Genomic DNA, 18,023 nt, shown 5'->3' with positions numbered 1-18,023 from the left:
CGGCCCGCTCAGCCGCCCAACTGCCCCCCCAGCTGACCGCCCGCCCGCACCAGGTCGGCCAGGGTTCGCACCTGCATCTTGCGCATCACCCGCCCGCGCCGCACCTTGACGGTGATCTCGCTGACATTCAATTCAGCGGCGATCTGCTTGTTCAGCATGCCGCGCACCACCCGTTCCATCACGGCCTTTTCGCCATCGGTCAGCGTGTCCCAGCGCGCCCGCACCTCTTGCGACCCCGTCAAGGTGGCCAATTGCGCGCGGTCTTGCTCGATCGCTGCGTGGATCGTATCCAGCAAGTCCTGATCACGAAACGGCTTGGTCAGGAAGTCCACGGCGCCCAGCTTCATGGCCGCCACCGACATCGGGATGTCGCCATGGCCGGTGATCATCACCACCGGCAGGCGCCGCTGCGCCTGTTGCATGCGGCGCAGCAGGTCCATGCCGCTCTGGCCCGGCAGGCGTACGTCCAGCACCAGGCAGCCGGGGCCGGCATCCGCACCGCTATCCAGGAATTCCTGCACCGAACCGTAGCCGCGCACCGGCAGGCCGACCGAATGCATCAGGTCTTCCAGCGACTCGCGCAGCGAGGCGTCGTCATCGACGATATGGACGGTAGCGGGTTCAAGGCGCGCGGATGCATTCATGGTGATTCTTCCTCGGGGGCAGCCGGCAGCGTGAAACAGAACACCGCGCCGCCGCGCCCGGCGGGCTCGGCCCACAAGCGGCCGCCATGGCCTTCGATGATGCCGCGGCTGATGGTCAGGCCCAGGCCGGTGCCGTCCGGCTTGGTGGTCCAGAAGGTGTCGAACAGGCGCTCGCGCGCCTGCGGGCTCAGGCCCGGCCCGCTGTCGGTCAGCGAAAACTGCACCAGCCCGGGTTCCTGCAAGGCCAGGCGCAGGATCAGGTGGCGCGCGCCCACCGGGGTGTCCTGCATGGCTTCGATGGCGTTCAGCACCAGGTTCACCACCACCTGCCCCAGCTGCACGCGGTCCCCCAGCACGGCGGGCACGCGTTCCTGGATACGGGTGGACAACGACACCTCGTGGCTGCCCAACTCGCCGCCGGCCAGTTCCAGCACGTCGCCGATCACGTCGGCCAGGTCCAGCCGCACACGCTGCGGCGTGGCGTTGCGGGCATCGCGGCGAATGCGCGCAACCACCTCGCTGGCGCGCGTCACGTCATCGGTCATGCGCTGCAAGGCGCGCAGGGCGCGTTCGATGTTCGGGGGGTCATGTTCCAGCCAGCGCTGGCAGGCGCTGCCGCTGGTGGCGATGGCCGCCAGCGGCTGGTTGATCTCGTGGGCAATCGACGCGGTCAATTCCCCCAGGCTGTGGATGCGGGCCATGCGGGCCAGTTGCGAGCGGGCCTCGAAGGCGGCGTCTTCCGCCGCTGCGCGCTTCAAGGCCAGGTACGCGGTGACGCCGATGGCCGCGATACTGATCAATGCGTTGATCACCCCTAGTTCGCGCAGCGCACCGCCGTTGGACGTCAGGTACAGGCTGAGCAGGGTCAGCACCGCGCACGCCACCGCCACCACGGTCACCCCGCGCCGGGGCAGGAAGCTGAACGCGGCCAGGATCACGGCCACGTAGAACACCGCCACCGCGATTTCCAGCCGGGTAAAGGTATCGGCCAGGAACACCGCCGCCATCAGGACGACAAGCAGCGCAATACCCGCGCCCGGGCGCTGTTTCAAATACCTGGCCGGCTGCTGGAACATGGCGCGACAACCCTGTTGGTAGGAAAGCGACGCCCGCGCATAGCCGCCGCGCGCCGCGACACGCCATTGTAGAGATAGGCAAGGCCCCGGCCTACCTCGGGAAAGCGGGCGTATACCAATGTATACGCCGGCCACCCCATTCCCGCCTCGCGCCGCGCCGGGCCGGTTTCTATAATTTTCCAACCCCCCGGGCGGCGCGGCCGTGCTGCCCTTCCTTCACCGCTCATCGGCAGCCTCCCATGAAACTTTCCATCAAGACGCTCTGGATCGCACGCGGTGCCGTGCTGGTCGGCATCTGGATCGCGCTGGGCGTGATCCGGATGCTGCACGGCGGCGCCTGATCGGCACGGCCTATCCTCCCCGACGCCACCACCGTTCATCCGCTCCAACGAAAAGGGCAAGACCGACATACCGGTCTTGCCCTTTTCAATGCCTCACCGTATCAGGGCAGCAGGCACAGGATGCCGCCCACGCCCAACGTCCAGACCAGCAGCATCGGCACCAGCAGCCGCAGCGGAATCAGCGGGCCGTCCGGGATATCGGGCAGATCGCCCCCGCGGCGCGCCATGCGTTCGGATTCGTACTCATGCATGTCGCGCGAGAACTTGCGCATTTCCTCGAATGCCTTTTCCATGAGGATTCTCCCGGCATGTCAGTACCACCGACCGTAGCGGCGGATGTAGAACGTCTTGACCTGCTGCGTCAGCGCGATGTAGCCCAGGATCGTCAGCGCCAGCCAGCCGAAATACACGGGCGGCAGGGCCACGAACCCGATCGACTCGGCAATCGGCGAAAACGGCAGCCAGCACGCCAGCCCGATGGCCGCCGTGGTGGACAGCAGCACCGGCAGCGACGCCGTGCTTTGCAGGAACGGAATCTTGCGGGTGCGCAGCATGTGCACCACAAAGGTCTGCGACACCAGGCCTTCGATGAACCAACCGGAATTCATGATGGTCTGGCCGCCGTCGCCGCCGTGCAGCGCGTAGGCCGCCCCGGCGCCGAACACCGTCCACATCAGGAAGTACGTGGTGATATCGAACACCGACGACGTCGGGCCCAGCCACAGCATGAAGCGCTGGATGTTGCCCGCTTCCCACTTGCGCGGCTTCTTCAGGAACTCTTCGTCCATTCGATCCCACGGCAGCGTCAGTTGCGAGATGTCGTAGACCAGGTTCTGGATCAGCAGCTGCAGCGACAGCATCGGTTCCCACGGCAGCCAGGCCGACGCCACCAGCACCGAGAACACGTTGCCGAAGTTCGAGCTGGCCGTCATGTTCAGGTACTTGAGGATGTTGCCGAAGGTCTCGCGGCCCTTGATGACGCCCTGCTCCAGCACCATCAGGTCCTTTTCCAGCAGCACGATGTCGGCCGTTTCCTTGGCGATGTCGGCGCCACTGTCCACCGAAATGCCCACATCGGCGTCGCGCAGGGCCGGCGCGTCGTTGATGCCGTCGCCCAGAAAGCCCACGGTATGGCCGTTGGCTTGCAGGGCCTTGACCACCCGCGACTTCTGCAGCGGCGTCAGCTTCGCGAACAGCACCGCCTTCTCGACCCGGCGGCACAGCGCCACGTCGTCCATCTGCTCGATATCGCTGCCCAGCACCACGCGGCCATCGCGCTCGGTGCCCAGGTCCAGGCCGACATCGCGGCAGACCTTGGCGGCCACGATGGGGTTGTCGCCCGTCAGCACCTTCACCGCCACGCCGTAATCGTTCAGCGCACGAATCGCGGCCTGCGCCGAATCCTTGGGCGGGTCCAGGAACGTCAGGAAGCCACGCACCACCAGCCCGCTTTCATCGGCGGTCTGGAACTGCGTGCGGCCCGTGTCTTCCAGGCGGCGCGAGGCCACCACCAGCACCCGGAAGCCGTCACGGTTGTAGGCCTCGGCGCTGCGCAGCAGGCGCTTGCGCATGGCGGCATCCAGCGGCTGCTCGCGGCCATTGCAGACCACGCCGGTGCTCACCGCCAGCATTTCCTCGACCGCGCCCTTGGTGATCATCTCCAGGCTGCCGTCGGCGCCACGCACCACCACCGACAGGCGCCGCCGCACGAAATCGAACGGAATCTCGTCGACCTTGCCGTAGGCGTCGCTGCGATCCCAGCCGCGCAGGTCCAGCGCGCGGGCCAGGATGGCGCGGTCCATCAGGTTGCGCTGGCCGCTCTGGTTGACGCTGTTCAGCCACCCCAGGCGCAGCACCTCGTCGTCGATCTCGCCGTCGACGTTGAAATGGTGTTCAAGAATGATGCGGTCCTGCGTCAGCGTGCCGGTCTTGTCCGTGCACAGCACGTCCATCGCGCCGAAGTTCTGCACCGAGTTCAGGCGCTTGACCACGACCTTGCGCCGCGCCATCGCCACCGCCCCCTTGGCCAGGTTGGCCGAGACGATCATGGGCAGCATTTCGGGGGTCAGCCCCACCGCCACCGCCAGCGCGAACGTCAGCGCGGTGACCCAGTCGCCCTTGGTAACGCCGTTGATGACGAACACGATCGGCACCATCACCAGCATGAACTTGATCAGCAGCCACGACACGCTGTTCACGCCGCGGTCAAAGCTGGTCTCGACCCGCTTGGTCGACACCACGTTCTTGGCCAGCGAGCCAAAGTACGTGTTGGCGCCCGTGCCCACCACCACCGCCGTGGCGGTGCCGCTGACCACATTGGTGCCCATGAAGCAGATGTTGGCCAGGTCCAGCAATTCGGCGTTTTCGCCGGCCTGCGCGTCGGCACGCTTGGCGCTGACGCTGCCCAGGGTGTCGTACTTTTCCACCGGCAGCGCCTCGCCGGTCAGGATGGCCTGGCTGATGAACAGGTCGCGCGATTGCAGCAACCGGATGTCCGCCGGAATCATGTCGCCCGCTTGCAGCTCGACGATGTCGCCCGGCACCAGCTCGTTCATCGGCACCTCGCGCCGCGCCGGCTCGCTGGCCTGGCTGTCGCGGCGCAGCACCGTGGCGGTGCTGCGCACCATGGACTTGAGCTTTTCCGCGGCGCGGCCCGAGCGGTATTCCTGGATGAAACGCAGCAGGCCGCTGATCGTCACCATCGTCAACATGATGATGATGCCGGTCCAGTCACGGTCCGCCGGGTTGGCAAACTGGATGTCGGTCAGGTACGACACCGCCGCCAGGCCCAGCAGCACCAGCACGAACGGGTTGCGGAACGCGCGCAACAACTGCAGCCAGGCGGGCGCCGGCTTGTCATGGGCCACTTCATTCAGGCCGTCGACCGCGCGCCGCACCACCACGTCGGCCTCGGCCAGGCCGGACCGCTGCGTCTGCAACGCCTGCAGGCTGTCGTGCACCGACAGCCCGGCGTGGCGCGCCACCGGCATGGTTCGGCGCTTGTCCGCCGCCGCATCCGGCGTGCGGTTCTTTTCGCTGCGCGGCCCGCCCGGGGCCGGCAGCGTCGCTTCTTGGACTTGTTTCATGTTCGCTGCTCCCACCCGCGTTCGCCGTCGGCCGGGGTGCGCCAACGCGCGAGCGCAGGCGTCCCCGGTCCATGGCGAGCGCGGGCTCGATGGATATGGAAAATCGAAAAAGGTTGGATCAGAGGTGCGTCGGCGCCACCACCGGCGCGGGCTGCGCACGGGCCGCTGGCGACACGCCCACGCGCAGCGTCTGCACGCCCATGTCGCGGCACAGATCGCTGAGCCAGGTGATCAAAGGCCAGGGGTTGCCCGTATCGCTACGCAAGCTGATGGCCGTGCAGGCCTGGTCGCCGTCGGCCGAATAGCGAACGTCGGCCACGCTTTCGTCGCGTTGGCGCAGTTCTTCGTACAGCCGCTTGCGGATCGAGGCCAGCACGGTGGGGCTGCCGTAGAACGTCAGGGTGATGAAGGCCGGCGCGGTCGGCGCCCGGCGCACGGAGGTCGGGGATTGGGTCGAGAAATGCATGCGCGTCTCCTGAAAACAGGGAGATCCGCCCGAAGGCGTTCAGGTGGCGCATGCGTGGCGCGGCTCCGTTATCAGGATGCGCGCGGCGGCTGGCAATACGTGTCGTGCAGACCTGTCATGCCCGGCATGCGCCGTCGGTTCGGGTACTTCCGTCGTCTTCCACGGCGGGCTCCTTTAGGTTTGCGACAAGCGGCAGTGTAGGGGCGGCCCCGCGTTCCAAACAGGCCGGTGGGCATATACCTTGGTATCGATCGTGCGCGGCATGCAGTCTCCGGCCACTGGGGAAGACCCTGAATTCAGTATCAGACGAGTCCTAGTCAACCACCGACGCCATGAACGGTAGTGTCTTGCCTTGCGAATCACAAAGGCCTCTCGCCATGGTTTCGAACACGCTCACGCCCGCTCTGCCCTGCCCCTCGGCAGCCGATGAATCCCCAGCATCGCCGGACACCGCCTTGCATCCGATCAGCCCGCGGCTGCACAACGCCGACCTGGCGCCGTCCCGGGTCGAGGGCCGGCGCTGGGGCGCCTACAGCCTCTTCGCGCTCTGGACCAACGACGTCCACAACATCGCCAACTACACCTTTGCCATCGGCCTTTTCGCCATGGGCATGTCGGCGGGCCAGATCCTGGCGGCCATGGCGCTGGGCGCCGCCCTCGTGTACCTGCTGATGAACCTGTCGGGCTACATGGGCCAGCGCACCGGCGTGCCGTTTCCCGTCATCAGCCGCTTGAGCTTCGGCATTCGCGGGGCGCAGTTACCCGCCCTCATCCGGGCGGTCATCGCCATTGCCTGGTTCGGCATCCAGACCTACCTGGCCTCGGTTGTGCTGCATGTGCTGCTGGCGGCGGTCGCGCCCGACCTGACCCGCTACGACCACGGCAGCCTGCTCGGGCTGTCGGGGCTGGGCTGGGCCTGCTTCCTGGCCGTCTGGCTGGCGCAACTGGCCATTCTGGCCTACGGCATGGAAATGGTGCGCAAATTCGAAGGCTGCGCCGGCCCCATCATCCTCATCACGATGCTGGCCCTGGCGGTCTGGATGGTGTCGCGGGTCGACGGCCGCATTGCCTGGTCCACCAGTGCCGCCCCCACCGGGTGGGCCGCCTGGAACAGCGTGTTCTCGGCAACGGCCCTGTGGCTGTCCATCTATGGCACGCTGCTACTCAATTTCTGCGACTTCGCCCGCTCGGCCCCCAGCGAACGCAGCATCCGGCGCGGCAACTTCTGGGGGCTGCCGATCAACATCCTGGTGTTCGCGGGCATCAGCGCCGTGCTGGCCGGCGCCCAGTTCAGCATCGACGGACGCGTCATCACCAGCCCCGCCGACATCGTCGCAGCCATTCCCGACAAGCTGTTCCTGGTGCTGGGCTGCCTGGCGCTTCTGATCGTGACGCTGGCCGTGAACCTCATGGCCAACTTCGTCGCCCCCGCCTTCGTGCTCACCAACCTGGCGCCGCGCTACCTGACCTTTCACCGCGCCGGCCTCATCAGCGCCACGCTGGCGGTATTGATCCTGCCCTGGAAGATCTACGGCAACCCCGTGGTCATCGTGTATTTCCTGTCAGGGTTGGGCGCGCTGCTGGGGCCGCTGTACGGCATCATCATGGCAGACTACTGGCTGATCCGAAAAACCCGCGTGCACGTCCCCGACCTGTACACCGAGGCCAGCGCCGGCACCTATTTCTATGCTCGCGGCGTCAATCCGCGCGCCCTGATCGCCCTGGCCCCATCGGCCACGCTGGCCATCGTCATCGCCCTGGCGCCGGGGCTGGAAGCCCTGGCACCCTATTCATGGTTCCTGGGTGCCGCCGTCAGCGGCGGGCTGTACTGGCTGATTTCCGACCGCCGGCGCATGCATGTGCATGACGCGGGCGAACACCTGGCGGTGGCCAGCGGCAGGCATTGAGGCGCCTGGCCTTGTCAGGATGCTCCGATCCGACCTCAGGCCACGTACATGGCCACTTCGTCCGGCGTCAAATACCGCGTGAACGTCATCAATGGCTGCTGCGCGTCGTGAATCGCGCCATTGAAGCCCGACCAATTGCGCTTGATGCCTTCGTCCGTTTCCAGTGCAATCAGCACCCGCTTGTCGGCCTTGGCGGCGTTGTCGCGCAGCGCCGCCTCGCCCCAGGCCAGGCGCATGATGTTCTGCAGCGCGCCGTCGGCGTAGGCGTCCACCTGCAACCACTGGAAATCCGCCGTGTCGCCGTCCGCATCCGGCTCGCGCGGCGCGATCTCGCGCTGCACGCCCAGCGCCTGGGCATGCTCGCCGATCAAGATCTGCAATAACGTAAAGGCATGGAAATTGTTGTTGATGCCGTGCGCCCGGGCCACGAAGCCCGTTCCCGACGCCGGCAACAGCACCACCAGCTCGTCCTCATAGCTGATGCGCGAGGCCAGCCAAAGAAAATGCAGTTGCTCGAACGGCAGGCTGTCGTTCATGGTGGTCATGGCATACAGGCGCTGCAACAAGACATCGTCGTCGATCAGCGCCTGATGATTGCGCCGATCGCGCATCACCATCGCCATCATCGGCAGCACCAGCGTGTCCACGGCTTCAACCCGCGCATCGACCTGCCAGCGCTGGTCGTCCGGCAACGCTTCAAGGCGGGCCTGCGCGTCGTGCCAGGCCTGGCGATCCGCTTCCTCGACTTCGTCGTCATCTTCTTCGACTTCCTGCGCGCAATACGGCTGCAAGGTCTCCAGCCACGGGCGCAGCAGCGCCTGCAGCGTCGGAAACAGCAACGCCGGATCGGCGCCGTCTTCCACCAACGACCCGCACATCAACGCCAGGGCCGAGGCGCGGCTGGGATGCAGGGTCGGCAGCAGGTCGGCGCAGAATCGCAAGGCGGCGTCGGCCTGCTCCGGCTCCTGGATGTCGCCGTAGAACGCGCTGACTTCCGGACGCTTGAAGAACGTCTCCAGGGAATCCAGGTCAGCGGGGGTGCAGACCGGGGTCTGCAGGGCGGCGGCGAGAGCGGTGTGGGAGGCGGGCATGGAAAAGTGGTCCAGGCGGATCGGGATGGTTGGGCGGCTGCCAGTTTACAGAAGCGCTCCCTGCCCTCTCGCCATCGCAACGCGGCGGATGCATTGCCTGCGACGCGGCTATGTCATAAAATGCGAAACAATCTTATTTGCATTTAGGCTGCCCTCATCAGCCCCTCGGGAGACGCCCATGGAAGCTGACCACTGCGATCCGCGGCAGCAAGTCCATACCCTGTACCGTGACCATCATGCCTGGCTGCAGCACTGGCTGCGCCGCCGCCTGGGCAACGTCAGCGATGCCGCGGACCTGGCGCACGACACCTTTGCCCGCATCCTCGATTCGCGCCTGCCGGCGGTACTGCACGAACCACGCGCCTACCTCACTACCGTCGCGCGCGGCATCCTGGTCAACTGGTATCAGCGCCGGGCACTGGAACAGGCCTACCTGGACGCCCTGGCGCGCGTGCCCGAAGACCAGACGCCGTCGCCCGAGCACCAGCTTGTCATTCTGCAGACCCTGCACGAAATAGACGCCATGCTCGACGCGCTGCCGGCGCCGGTCCGGCGCGCTTTCCTGCTATCGCAGATCGAAGGCCTGACCTACGAGGCCATCGCCCAGGAGATCGGCGTATCGCTCATCACCATCAAGCGCTACATGGCGCGCGCCTTCCGCCAATGCCTGGCCTGCATGGCCTGATGCCTGTCTGCCGCCAAGGACACCGCGCATGAATGCCGCCGACAGCACCATCCTCGACGAAGCCGCCGACTGGCTGGTCGTGATGCATGCCGGCGCGGTGTCCGCGCAAGACCGCCAGGCCTGGCAGGCCTGGCGCGCACGCAGCCCTGCCCACGAACAAGCCTGGCAACGCGCCGAACGACTGATGGGGACGCTCAGCGGCATGCCCGCCGCGCTGGCCATGCCCGCGCTGGATCGTCCGCGCACTCGCCGCGCCGCCTTGGGCAAGCTGGCCGCGCTGCTGGTTGTGGCCCCCGCCGCCTGGGGCGTCTGGCGGCTATCCGAAAACGAAGGGTGGACGGCCGACTACCGCAGCGCCACCGGTGAACGCCGCGAGATCCGTCTGGCCGACGGCACCCGCCTGACGCTGAATACCGCGTCGGCCGTGGATGTGCGCTACGACGCCGGGCAGCGCACCGTCGTGCTGCGCAGCGGTGAAATTCACATCGACACTGCAAGCGATCCGCGCCCCTTTGAAGTCCGCACCCGCGACGGCACGCTGCGCGCCCTGGGTACCCGCTTCACGGTCAGGCAAGACGACGAAGAGACCCACCTGGCCGTCATGCAGGGCGCCGTGCGCATCACCGTCGGGCAAGATCAACGTACCCTCCAGGCAGGCGAACAAGCCGCCTTCTCTGTACAGCGCATCGACGCCACCGAGCCAACCACCCCCGCGACAGCCGCCTGGACCCAGGGCATGCTGCTGGCCGATGGCATGCCGTTGGGCGTCCTTGCCGCCGAACTCGCACGCTACCGCAAGGGCGTACTGCGCTGCGACCCGGCCGTGACCAACCTGCGGGTTTCAGGCACGTTCCCGCTGGCCGACACCGACCGTTCATTGGCCATGCTGGCCGCGACCTATCCGGTGGTGGTCGCATCCCGGCTCGGCGGCTACTGGGTCACGCTGGGACCCGCCTGACCCCGGCGTCACCACTTGTAGGTCACGTTCGCCACCACGCTACGCCCGGCACCCAAGAGGCATGCATTGTTCAGGAAGCAACCCGCCACGTAGTACTTGTCCGTCAGATTGCGCACATTCACGGCCGCGCTCAAACCTTTCAGCGACGCATTCGCGCGGCCGAAGTCGTAGCCGATCATCGCATCCACCAAGGTATAGGCCGGCACCTTGAACGTGTTCTGCGCATCGCCATACGACGTCCCCGTGTAGCGCACGCCGCCCCCGACTGTCAGGCCGTCGAACATGCCCGTCGACAAGGTGTAGTCCGCCCATACCGACAGAAGATGCCTGGGCACCCGCGCCGGCGCCTTGCCCTTGTTGCTGATGCCGGCAAGATTGGGATTGTCCTTGCTGACCTCGACATCGTTATAGGTATACGACGCGATCAGGTTCAGGCCGCGCGCTGGCCGCAACACCCCTTCCAGCTCGATTCCGCGCGAGGTGACCTCGCCTTCCTGCACACTGAACGAGGTATTCACCGGATTCGCCGTCAGTACATTCTGGCGCCGCAGGTCGAACGCCGCCAGCGTCACGTAGCTGTCTGAACCCGGTGCCTGGTATTTCACACCGACCTCGTACTGCCTGGCCGTTTCCGGCTTGAACTGTGCGCCAGTAATATCCGTGCCCGTCAACGGCGAGAACGACTCGCTGTAGCTCACATACGGGAAGAACCCGCTGTCGAATGAATACCCCAGTCCGGCACGGCCCGTAAAGTCTTCCGCCGCCGTATCCGTACGCGTTTCCAGCAAGCGGTTGCGCGTGCGCTGGTTGACCCAGTCATAGCGCCCGGCCAGTGTCGCCACCCACCGGTCCAGCTTGACCTGATCCTGCAGGTACACGCCCAGTTGGCGGCTGCTTTCATCCGTGCTCAAAAGCGACGTATAGCGCGATGTATCGATCCGCACCCGCGTCGGGTGGTAGATATTGATCGACGGCGCATTGCCCGTCTGCGTGAACGCGGTGCGCTTGCTGTATTGGTAATCCAGTCCCGCCAGCACGGTGTGATCCAGTGCTCCGGTCGCGAACTTTCCCACCAGCCGGTTATCCACGGAATAGGTATCGCTGTCGTAATCGCGCAACTGGTAATAGCGCGCAATCGTCGTGTCATTGATTACCCCGCTGTTGCGGAACAACTGGTCTTCGTAGCCCTTGAAATGCCCGTAGCGGAAATTCTGCTGGAACGTCCACGTATCCGAAAACGCGTGGCTCAACTCGTAGCCGATGTTGGTCAGTTCCCCCTGTTCCTTGTCAAACCCCGGCTCGTTCAACGAACGATGGCGCGGTACCCGCCCGTTGGGATTGGACCCGTCCAACACCGAATACGGCAGGTTGCTGGTAAACAGATTGCGGTTCTTCTGGTACGACGCCAACAGCGTCACCGACGTGCGCGCGCTGGGCGCCCACGTCAGGCTGGGCGCCACATAGATCCGGTCATCGGCAATGCCATCGATATTGCTGTCGGCATTGCGGCCCAGCGCCACCAGCCGATAGGCCAGCGTGCTTTGCGCATCGACTACGTCGCCGATATCCATCGACGCCTGCAGCCGATTGTTGCTGCCCGTCGACAGGCCCACTTCGCGATGCGACTCGAACAACGGCCGCTTCGACACGAAATTGATGATGCCGCCCGGAGAACCTTGCCCGTACATCACGGAAGACGGCCCCTTCAGCACCTCGATCCGATCCATGCCGTAGGGCTCTGGCGCGTAATAGCCGGTGTTGCTGTTGCGCAACCCGTCCGTGTAAGCGTTCGTCGTGAGTTGCTGAAAGCCCCGCACCATCACGGTATTGTCGGTGGGGTTGTCACCCGCCACGTTCGCGTACACACCGGCCGTGTAGCTCAGCGCATCGCTGACCGTCTGCACCCCTTGTATGGCCATGCGTTCCTGCGGCACCACCGACACGGACTGCGTCGTCTCCATCAACGATGTTGCAGTCTTGGTCGCCGTCGTCGCGCTGCCCACCAGATAGGGGTTGGCCCCCGAATATCCGGCCGTGCCCGTCACCGTGATCGCCGGCAAGGTCGACGCATCCGACACCGAGCGGCGCAGGGTGTAGCTGCCGTCCGCCCGGGCAGCCATCTCCAGCCCGCTGCCCGCCAGCAACCGCCGCGCCGCCTCGGCCCGGCTGAACTCCCCGGACACGCCCGGGCTTTGCAGGCCGTCGGTCCACGAGGGCTCGAACGCCAGCGATATGCCCGACGCCAACGCAAAACTGGCAATGGTCTTGCCCAACGGCCCCGCAGGAATCGCGTAGGTCTGGCGGGCCTGGATATCGACCGGCGCGGTCGACGGAACGGTGTGGGTCTGGGCCTGGACGGCGCCCGTGCCCAGGCTGCCGGCCAGCAGGGCCAGGGACAGCGCGCGACGGCGCCTGGCGGAAGGGGAACGCATGGAATTTGCCTCTCGGACTGGGGTAGATGATGGCTATGCCAGTTGAGACGGCGAAAGGTATCACCCCCATCGAAAATAAATTATTAGATTTATCTAATGTTCGGCCCGCTTTCCGGTGACTACGATCCGTCGCAGATTCAATCGTCTACGGAAACCATGCCATGTCCCAACAAGACACCTCCACCGGGGCTGCCGCCAGCGGTCTCCCGAGCGCCAGCGCCCCACAGCCGATCCCGGACCTGCAACGACTGCCCGTGCGATTCAACGGCAGCGCGCGCGACTATTTCGGCGTCTGGATCGTCAATCTGATGCTGAACATCGTCACCCTGGGCATCTGGTCCGCCTGGGCCAAGGTGCGTACCTTGCGATGGTTCTACGGCCATACCACGCTGAATGGCCACGGTTTCGACTACCACGCCACAGGCGGCCAGATATTCAAAGGCCGCCTGATCGCGTTTGCAGTGATTGCCGCCATGATGGTCTTCACTCATCTCTGGCCTCTAAGCACGTTGATCTGGTACCTGTTCCTGCTGATCGTCCTGCCTTGGGCCATCAATGCCGGTTTGCGCTTCAATGCCTACATGACTTCCTGGAGCAACGTCCGTTTCGGCTTTGTTCCAAGCTACGGTCGGGCATTCGTCGCATTCCTGCTGCTGCCGCTTGCCAGCGTGTTCACCCTGGGGCTTTTGATTCCTCTGGCCACGCGATATCAAGCAAAGTACGTGACCAGTGCTTATCTTTACGGCTCGCTCCCTTTTTCCGGAGCGCCAAGGCTCGGCGCACTGTATGCCGCCCTGGTCCGCAGCATATCGATTTTCATCGGCATCGGTTTGCTCGTCACGCTGATTGTCTACCTGAAAGGCGAAGCGACCGGCAGCCATTTTTCATTGACCGCATTGCTGCAGGTCTTCGGCATCTTGCACCTGCCCGCGGGCCAGGCCCCCGACGGCGACGCCGTGGCCTCTTTGGAAATGCTGAACTTCATTTTCCTGGGCTTCTACGTAGCGATCTTTCTCAGCGGCCTGTACTACCACACCTGCGCCCGCAAGGAGATCCTCAATCAATGCGTGGTCAAGGGTGGTCACCGCCTGCAATGCCATCTGTCGCCGCTGCGCTACGTCTGGCTGGTGGTTTCCGGCCTCGTCGTCAGCCTCTTTACCCTGACTTTCGCCTACCCGTGGGCCCACGTGCGGCAATACCGCTACCTGATGCAGAGCATCACCTTGCTTGCCGCGCCAGGGCTGGATCAGGTCATGACGCAACAATCCAGTGCGCCCGGCACATTCGGCGGCGAATTCAGCCAGCTTGAAGGCTTTGCCAGTGCCGGTGTCGTCTGACCCTGCGCAGCCAGGCAAGCCAGCCCAGCCCGAGGCGGCCGCGGCGCATCGCCCGGCCGCCTCGGGCGGCGGTGACATCCCGGGCAGACTCTTCGCGCCCGGCTCGGCCGCCCATCGCGCCGCGACCCTGGAATGGCAGTCGGACGGCAGCCTCTGGCTGGATGACGCCACCACGCGGCAGCTCCTGGCACCGCGCGCCGTGCGCTGGTCCAGCCGCATCGGCAACGCCGCCCGTCGCACGACGCTGCCAGATGGCGCCGTCTTTGAAACGGGCGACAACGACCAGGTCGACCTGTTGGAAAAAACCCTGGGACGCCGACGCAGCGCCCTGGTTCATCGCCTGGAATACCTGCGTGCACCCGGCCTGCTGGTGGCCGTCGCCATCACGGTGATATTCCTGGTCAGCCTGCGCTGGGCCATCCCCTGGGCGGGTGACGCAGCTGCGCAGCTCGTCCCGCGTTCAGCAGAAGCCCATATCGGTGTCAGCGTCATGGATTCGCTGGACAACCTGGGGCTGGGCCCGACGCAATTGCCCGTCGCGACCCGCCAGGCCATCCAGGCTGTCTTCGAGGACCTGGCCGCCCAGGCGGACGTTCCAGGCGGTAGCCTGCGGCTGGCCTTCCGCCGCGGCGGCAGAACCATCGGGGCCAATGCCCTGGCCTTGCCCGGCGGCCAGGTCATCGTGACCGACGAACTGGTCGCCCTGGCAAAGGCCCCCGACGACCTCGCTGGCGTCCTGGCCCACGAGATCGGCCACGTCCAACACCGCCACGGCCTTCGCCGCCTGGGTCGCCTGGCCGGCCTGTCCGCCGTCGCGGTGCTCGTCACGGGCGATATCTCCAGCTTGAGCCACGACATCGGCCTGCTCGGCGTCGGCTTGCTGGACCTGTCCTATTCGCGGGATTTCGAACGCGAAGCCGACGCCAGCGCCGTCGCCCTGATGCGCAAGACCCATCGCGATCCGGCACAGCTGGCCGTCATGCTGGAACGCTTGAGCCAAAGCACGGACAAGGCTGGCTCATCGCATGGCTGGCTGTCCAGCCACCCATCCACCGAGGAGCGAATTCGGCTGATCCGCGAAGGGCCGTGACCGGCGGTGAATTGGGGCAGCGGCGCCGCTATGCGGCCAACGCGCCGACACTACAATGTCCCCTCGCCAGACCGCCCCTCGGAGCCCGCATGCCCATCCCCGACATCGCCACCGCCCTGGATGCCCCCGCCGACGTCCTGGACGCCGACGAACAGCGCTTCGTCAACCAGATCCGCGAACACGGCTGGTTTCGCACCGAGATCTTTGCCGAAGGCGACCAGCCCGGCTTCTCGTTCACCTGCGGCTTCTGGGTCGGTCACGGCTTTCCCGAGGTCATCGTCTTTTCCCTGCCTCGCGAAGTCACCCACGACGTGCTGTGGAACCTGTACCGCATGATCGAGGCCGGCAACGCGCCGCCCATCGGCGTTCCTGTCGATACCCTGTTCCGCGGCTTCAACGCCCTGCTCGTGCCCGTCGACAAATCCCACTACCCCGATCACCTGGGCTGGAACCGCTGGTTCCATGGCGGCGACGATTTCCCCTGCGTGCAATTGTTCTGGCCCGACAAGGCCGGCGTGTTTCCCGGGCAAGCCGGTGCAACGGACGCGTTCAAGGCGTTGCAGCCGGACCTGTCGGAAACCGGCTGGGTCTGGCCTGCCGCCCCCTCGAAACCGTCCCAAGGATGACTCCCGCATGGCTACGATCAATCACGCCCAGGCCCTGAAGAAGCTGGCCGCAGACACCCTGGTACAAACGCTGGAAGAAGACCTGGCCCGGCTCATGACACGCCTGATGGCCTATGCCCGGCACGATGAGGCCTTGGCTGCCAACCTTGGCGCCCGCGCGCTGCCACAGGTGCTGCGCCGCTGGAACTGTGTGCTGCTGGCGAGCGACGACGCGGTATCGGCCCTGTACCGCCAAAAGACCGCTGTCGCGCTGGTCATCCTGTTGCACAAATACGGCATCGCCGACGTCACCCTCTCTGCGCAGGCCGATGCGGCCATCGACGCCCTGAATGACGCGGTTGCGCTCAGCGACGACTTCCACCGCAAGACGCCGGATATCAAGCAGGCGTTCCTGCATACGCCGCCCACCCCGCTCAAGCGCGCCCCCGGACAACCCGACAGCCTGACCTTCTACCGGGCCGGCGATGTCGTGTCCTACCAACTGGACGGCCGCTACCACGCCGCCTACGTCCATCGCTGCGCCAGCACCAACAGCAGTCCGATCATCGAGTTCTACGACGCGGTCTTCGACCACGTGCCATCGATGGATGAACTGAACGGCATCCCCGCCAGGGGCCGCCGCTACAACGATGGCACCGTGCGCATCGAACGCCTGTCGGTGTCCGGCATGAAATTCATGCCCGACCCGGCGGGACAGTTCGTGTTGGTCAAGGCTTGCGTGGAAACACCGCCGGATAACAGCCACCTGCAAAAGAGCGTCGGGCTGTATGGGGTGTCGGATGTGTTTGAGATGCAGGAGCAGGTGGCGGGGATGTTCGGCGGATAATTCCGCTGAGAAATCCACGGTCAAAGCAATCTGGTGCTTTGCCCTAAGTGCCCGAGCCTATGGATCAAACCGTGGTCTTAGTCAGACTCACATACGAAGGCTGGCAACAGGCTAGCTCTTGCTCAAACGCATCACGTACAGACTTCAGTCGGCTTTCAAGCGAGATCCGTTGGATGACCGCAGTAGCAGGAATGCCGTCCAACATCTGCTCCAGCTCCCGAATTTCTGAAGCAAGCACATCACGGCGCTGAATCAAGGCAAGACTCCCTGCTCTACACGGCTTTGAATAAAAGCCTGCACAGCCGAAGCATCCTTGATACTGTTCCAAGCTGGAATCATGCACTTCTCTCTGAAATCGCGTCGATGTGGTGGCGCTGTGCGCCTGAACTCAAGCCACGATCATAGAGAATCACGCAGACACTTACAGCAGGATCTAGTCTGCTAATGCACGAAGATTCGACCCTGCTCATCACTCCCCCCGAATCCCCGCCCCCGCTATCACCGCGCTCCACCCGCCGCCTTCCCGCAGCACCCAGTCTTTGGCCCTCTCCGTTCCCGCGAACGGCCCCCGCACGCCCAGGCCCGCCATGGTCTGCTGAAATTCGGGCAAGGCGTATACCCTGGCCAGCACCTCCTCCCATACCTTCACGACTTCTTGCGGCGTGTCCTTGGGCGCCATCACCAGGTACCCGAACGTGGCGTCGTAGCCTTCCAGCGCCTTCACGCCTGATTGGCCTACGGTGGGAACGTCGGGCAGATCCGGATCCCGCGTGTTGCCGGCCACCGCCAATGCTCTCAATTTCCCCGCCTTTATCTGGGCCAGCACGCCAGGGGTGGCCAGGAAGCCGACCTGGATCTGATCGCCCAGCAACGCGTTGACGGCGGGGGCATTGCCGCGATAAGGAATGTGCGCCGCTTGCACCCCCACCGCCAACCGCAGCTTCTCGAAGGCCAGGTTGCCCGGGCTGCCGGATCCCGCCGAGGCGTAGGTGATGGGATGGGTCTTGGCATACTGCAGAAATTCCCCCAGGGTCGTGACACCCAGGTCCGGCCGCGCCACCAGCGTCATGCCAAACGTGCCCGCCAGGCTCACGGGCGTCAATCGACCCGTCACATCACGGTCCAATCCTTTGAAGATGTGGGGATTGACGGTCATGACCGTATCCAGCGTCATCAGCAGCGTATAGCCGTCAGGCGCGGCCTGCGCCACAGCTTGGGCGCCAATGTTGCCCGATGCGCCCGAACGATTTTCCACCACGATCGTCTGGCCCAGCAGTTGGCCGGCATGCTGCGCAATCGCCCGCGCTTCGATATCCAGAGGCCCTGCCGCAGGAAAGTTGACGATCAGCCGGATGGGACGCGCCGGGTAATCCGCCGCCGCCACGGGCGGCGCCACCCACAACAACGGAATGCAGAACAGGAACGACTTCAACATGGGAATCTCCTGCAGGGCGGCGG

The 18,023-nt window shown here is 65.2% G+C and carries 15 protein-coding genes; 7 read left to right on the top strand and 8 right to left on the bottom strand.

Going from position 1 to position 18,023, the window contains the following annotated elements:
* Positions 1-8: 8 nt before the first annotated feature.
* The 5 genes from U858_RS0109880 to U858_RS0109855 form a co-directional block, all read right to left on the bottom strand.
* The gene (locus U858_RS0109880; RefSeq protein ID WP_025136997.1) at positions 9-644 is read right to left on the bottom strand and encodes a response regulator transcription factor; all 636 of its coding nucleotides are present in this window, start codon (positions 642-644) and stop codon (positions 9-11) included.
* Entirely contained in the window at positions 641-1,696 is a 1,056-nt protein-coding gene (locus U858_RS0109875) for a sensor histidine kinase (protein WP_029953701.1), read from the bottom strand. Before U858_RS0109875 ends, U858_RS0109880 begins: the two co-directional genes overlap by 4 nt.
* Positions 1,697-2,162: 466 nt before the next feature.
* Positions 2,163-2,354, bottom strand: coding sequence for a hypothetical protein (locus tag U858_RS0109865; RefSeq protein ID WP_025136995.1), 192 nt, complete (start codon positions 2,352-2,354; stop codon positions 2,163-2,165).
* An 18-nt stretch (positions 2,355-2,372) separates the two neighbouring features.
* Positions 2,373-5,147 (bottom strand): magnesium-translocating P-type ATPase, encoded by a 2,775-nt coding sequence (gene mgtA / locus U858_RS0109860; RefSeq protein WP_025136994.1) that lies wholly within the window; start codon positions 5,145-5,147, stop codon positions 2,373-2,375.
* 118 nt (positions 5,148-5,265) lie between these two features.
* Complete coding sequence (locus U858_RS0109855) at positions 5,266-5,613, bottom strand: hypothetical protein (RefSeq protein WP_025136993.1); 348 nt, start codon at positions 5,611-5,613, stop codon at positions 5,266-5,268.
* A gap of 455 nt (positions 5,614-6,068) precedes the next feature.
* On the opposite strand from U858_RS0109855, the gene U858_RS0109850 reads away from it, so the two are divergent.
* Positions 6,069-7,520, top strand: a complete 1,452-nt coding sequence (locus tag U858_RS0109850) for an NCS1 family nucleobase:cation symporter-1 (protein WP_025136992.1) — start codon at positions 6,069-6,071, stop codon at positions 7,518-7,520.
* 35 nt (positions 7,521-7,555) lie between these two features.
* Here the strand turns inward: U858_RS0109850 and U858_RS0109845 are convergent, their stop codons facing one another.
* Complete coding sequence (locus U858_RS0109845) at positions 7,556-8,611, bottom strand: hypothetical protein (protein ID WP_025136991.1); 1,056 nt, start codon at positions 8,609-8,611, stop codon at positions 7,556-7,558.
* A 178-nt stretch (positions 8,612-8,789) separates the two neighbouring features.
* Here U858_RS0109845 and U858_RS0109840 point away from each other — a divergent pair, with 178 nt between their 5' ends.
* Together U858_RS0109840 and U858_RS0109835 are read left to right on the top strand one after the other, a co-directional pair.
* Positions 8,790-9,296 (top strand): sigma-70 family RNA polymerase sigma factor, encoded by a 507-nt coding sequence (locus U858_RS0109840; RefSeq protein WP_025136990.1) that lies wholly within the window; start codon positions 8,790-8,792, stop codon positions 9,294-9,296.
* A gap of 28 nt (positions 9,297-9,324) precedes the next feature.
* Positions 9,325-10,254 (top strand): FecR domain-containing protein, encoded by a 930-nt coding sequence (locus U858_RS0109835; RefSeq protein WP_025136989.1) that lies wholly within the window; start codon positions 9,325-9,327, stop codon positions 10,252-10,254.
* Positions 10,255-10,262: 8 nt separating this feature from the next.
* Here U858_RS0109835 and U858_RS0109830 read toward each other — a convergent pair whose 3' ends face one another.
* Positions 10,263-12,686: a TonB-dependent siderophore receptor gene (locus U858_RS0109830; protein ID WP_025136988.1), complete on the bottom strand. Its 2,424-nt coding sequence runs from the start codon at positions 12,684-12,686 to the stop codon at positions 10,263-10,265.
* Positions 12,687-12,847: 161 nt separating this feature from the next.
* Between U858_RS0109830 and U858_RS0109825 the strand changes: the two genes are divergently transcribed.
* The 4 genes from U858_RS0109825 to U858_RS0109810 all read left to right on the top strand — a co-directional run bounded on the left by U858_RS0109825 (position 12,848) and on the right by U858_RS0109810 (position 16,565).
* On the top strand, positions 12,848-14,023 hold the full coding sequence (locus U858_RS0109825; protein ID WP_025136987.1) for a YjgN family protein: 1,176 nt from the start codon (positions 12,848-12,850) through the stop codon (positions 14,021-14,023).
* On the top strand, positions 14,013-15,113 hold the full coding sequence (locus U858_RS0109820) for a M48 family metallopeptidase (protein ID WP_157838793.1): 1,101 nt from the start codon (positions 14,013-14,015) through the stop codon (positions 15,111-15,113). Before U858_RS0109825 ends, U858_RS0109820 begins: the two co-directional genes overlap by 11 nt.
* Positions 15,114-15,202: 89 nt before the next feature.
* Entirely contained in the window at positions 15,203-15,739 is a 537-nt protein-coding gene (locus tag U858_RS0109815) for a DUF4262 domain-containing protein (RefSeq protein WP_029953696.1), read from the top strand.
* Between the two features lie 7 nt (positions 15,740-15,746).
* A complete protein-coding gene (locus U858_RS0109810; protein WP_025136984.1) occupies positions 15,747-16,565 on the top strand; it encodes a hypothetical protein in 819 nt (272 codons plus the stop codon).
* A gap of 469 nt (positions 16,566-17,034) precedes the next feature.
* Here the strand turns inward: U858_RS0109810 and U858_RS0109805 are convergent, their stop codons facing one another.
* Complete coding sequence (locus U858_RS0109805; protein ID WP_025136983.1) at positions 17,035-18,000, bottom strand: tripartite tricarboxylate transporter substrate binding protein; 966 nt, start codon at positions 17,998-18,000, stop codon at positions 17,035-17,037.
* Positions 18,001-18,023 lie beyond the last annotated feature (23 nt).

Source organism: Achromobacter sp. DH1f, from assembly GCF_000633435.1.
Classification (GTDB): Bacteria; Pseudomonadota; Gammaproteobacteria; order Burkholderiales; family Burkholderiaceae_B; genus Achromobacter; species Achromobacter deleyi.
Note: the sequence above shows the minus strand (reverse complement) of the source record. Positions and strands in the feature narration are given on the sequence as shown.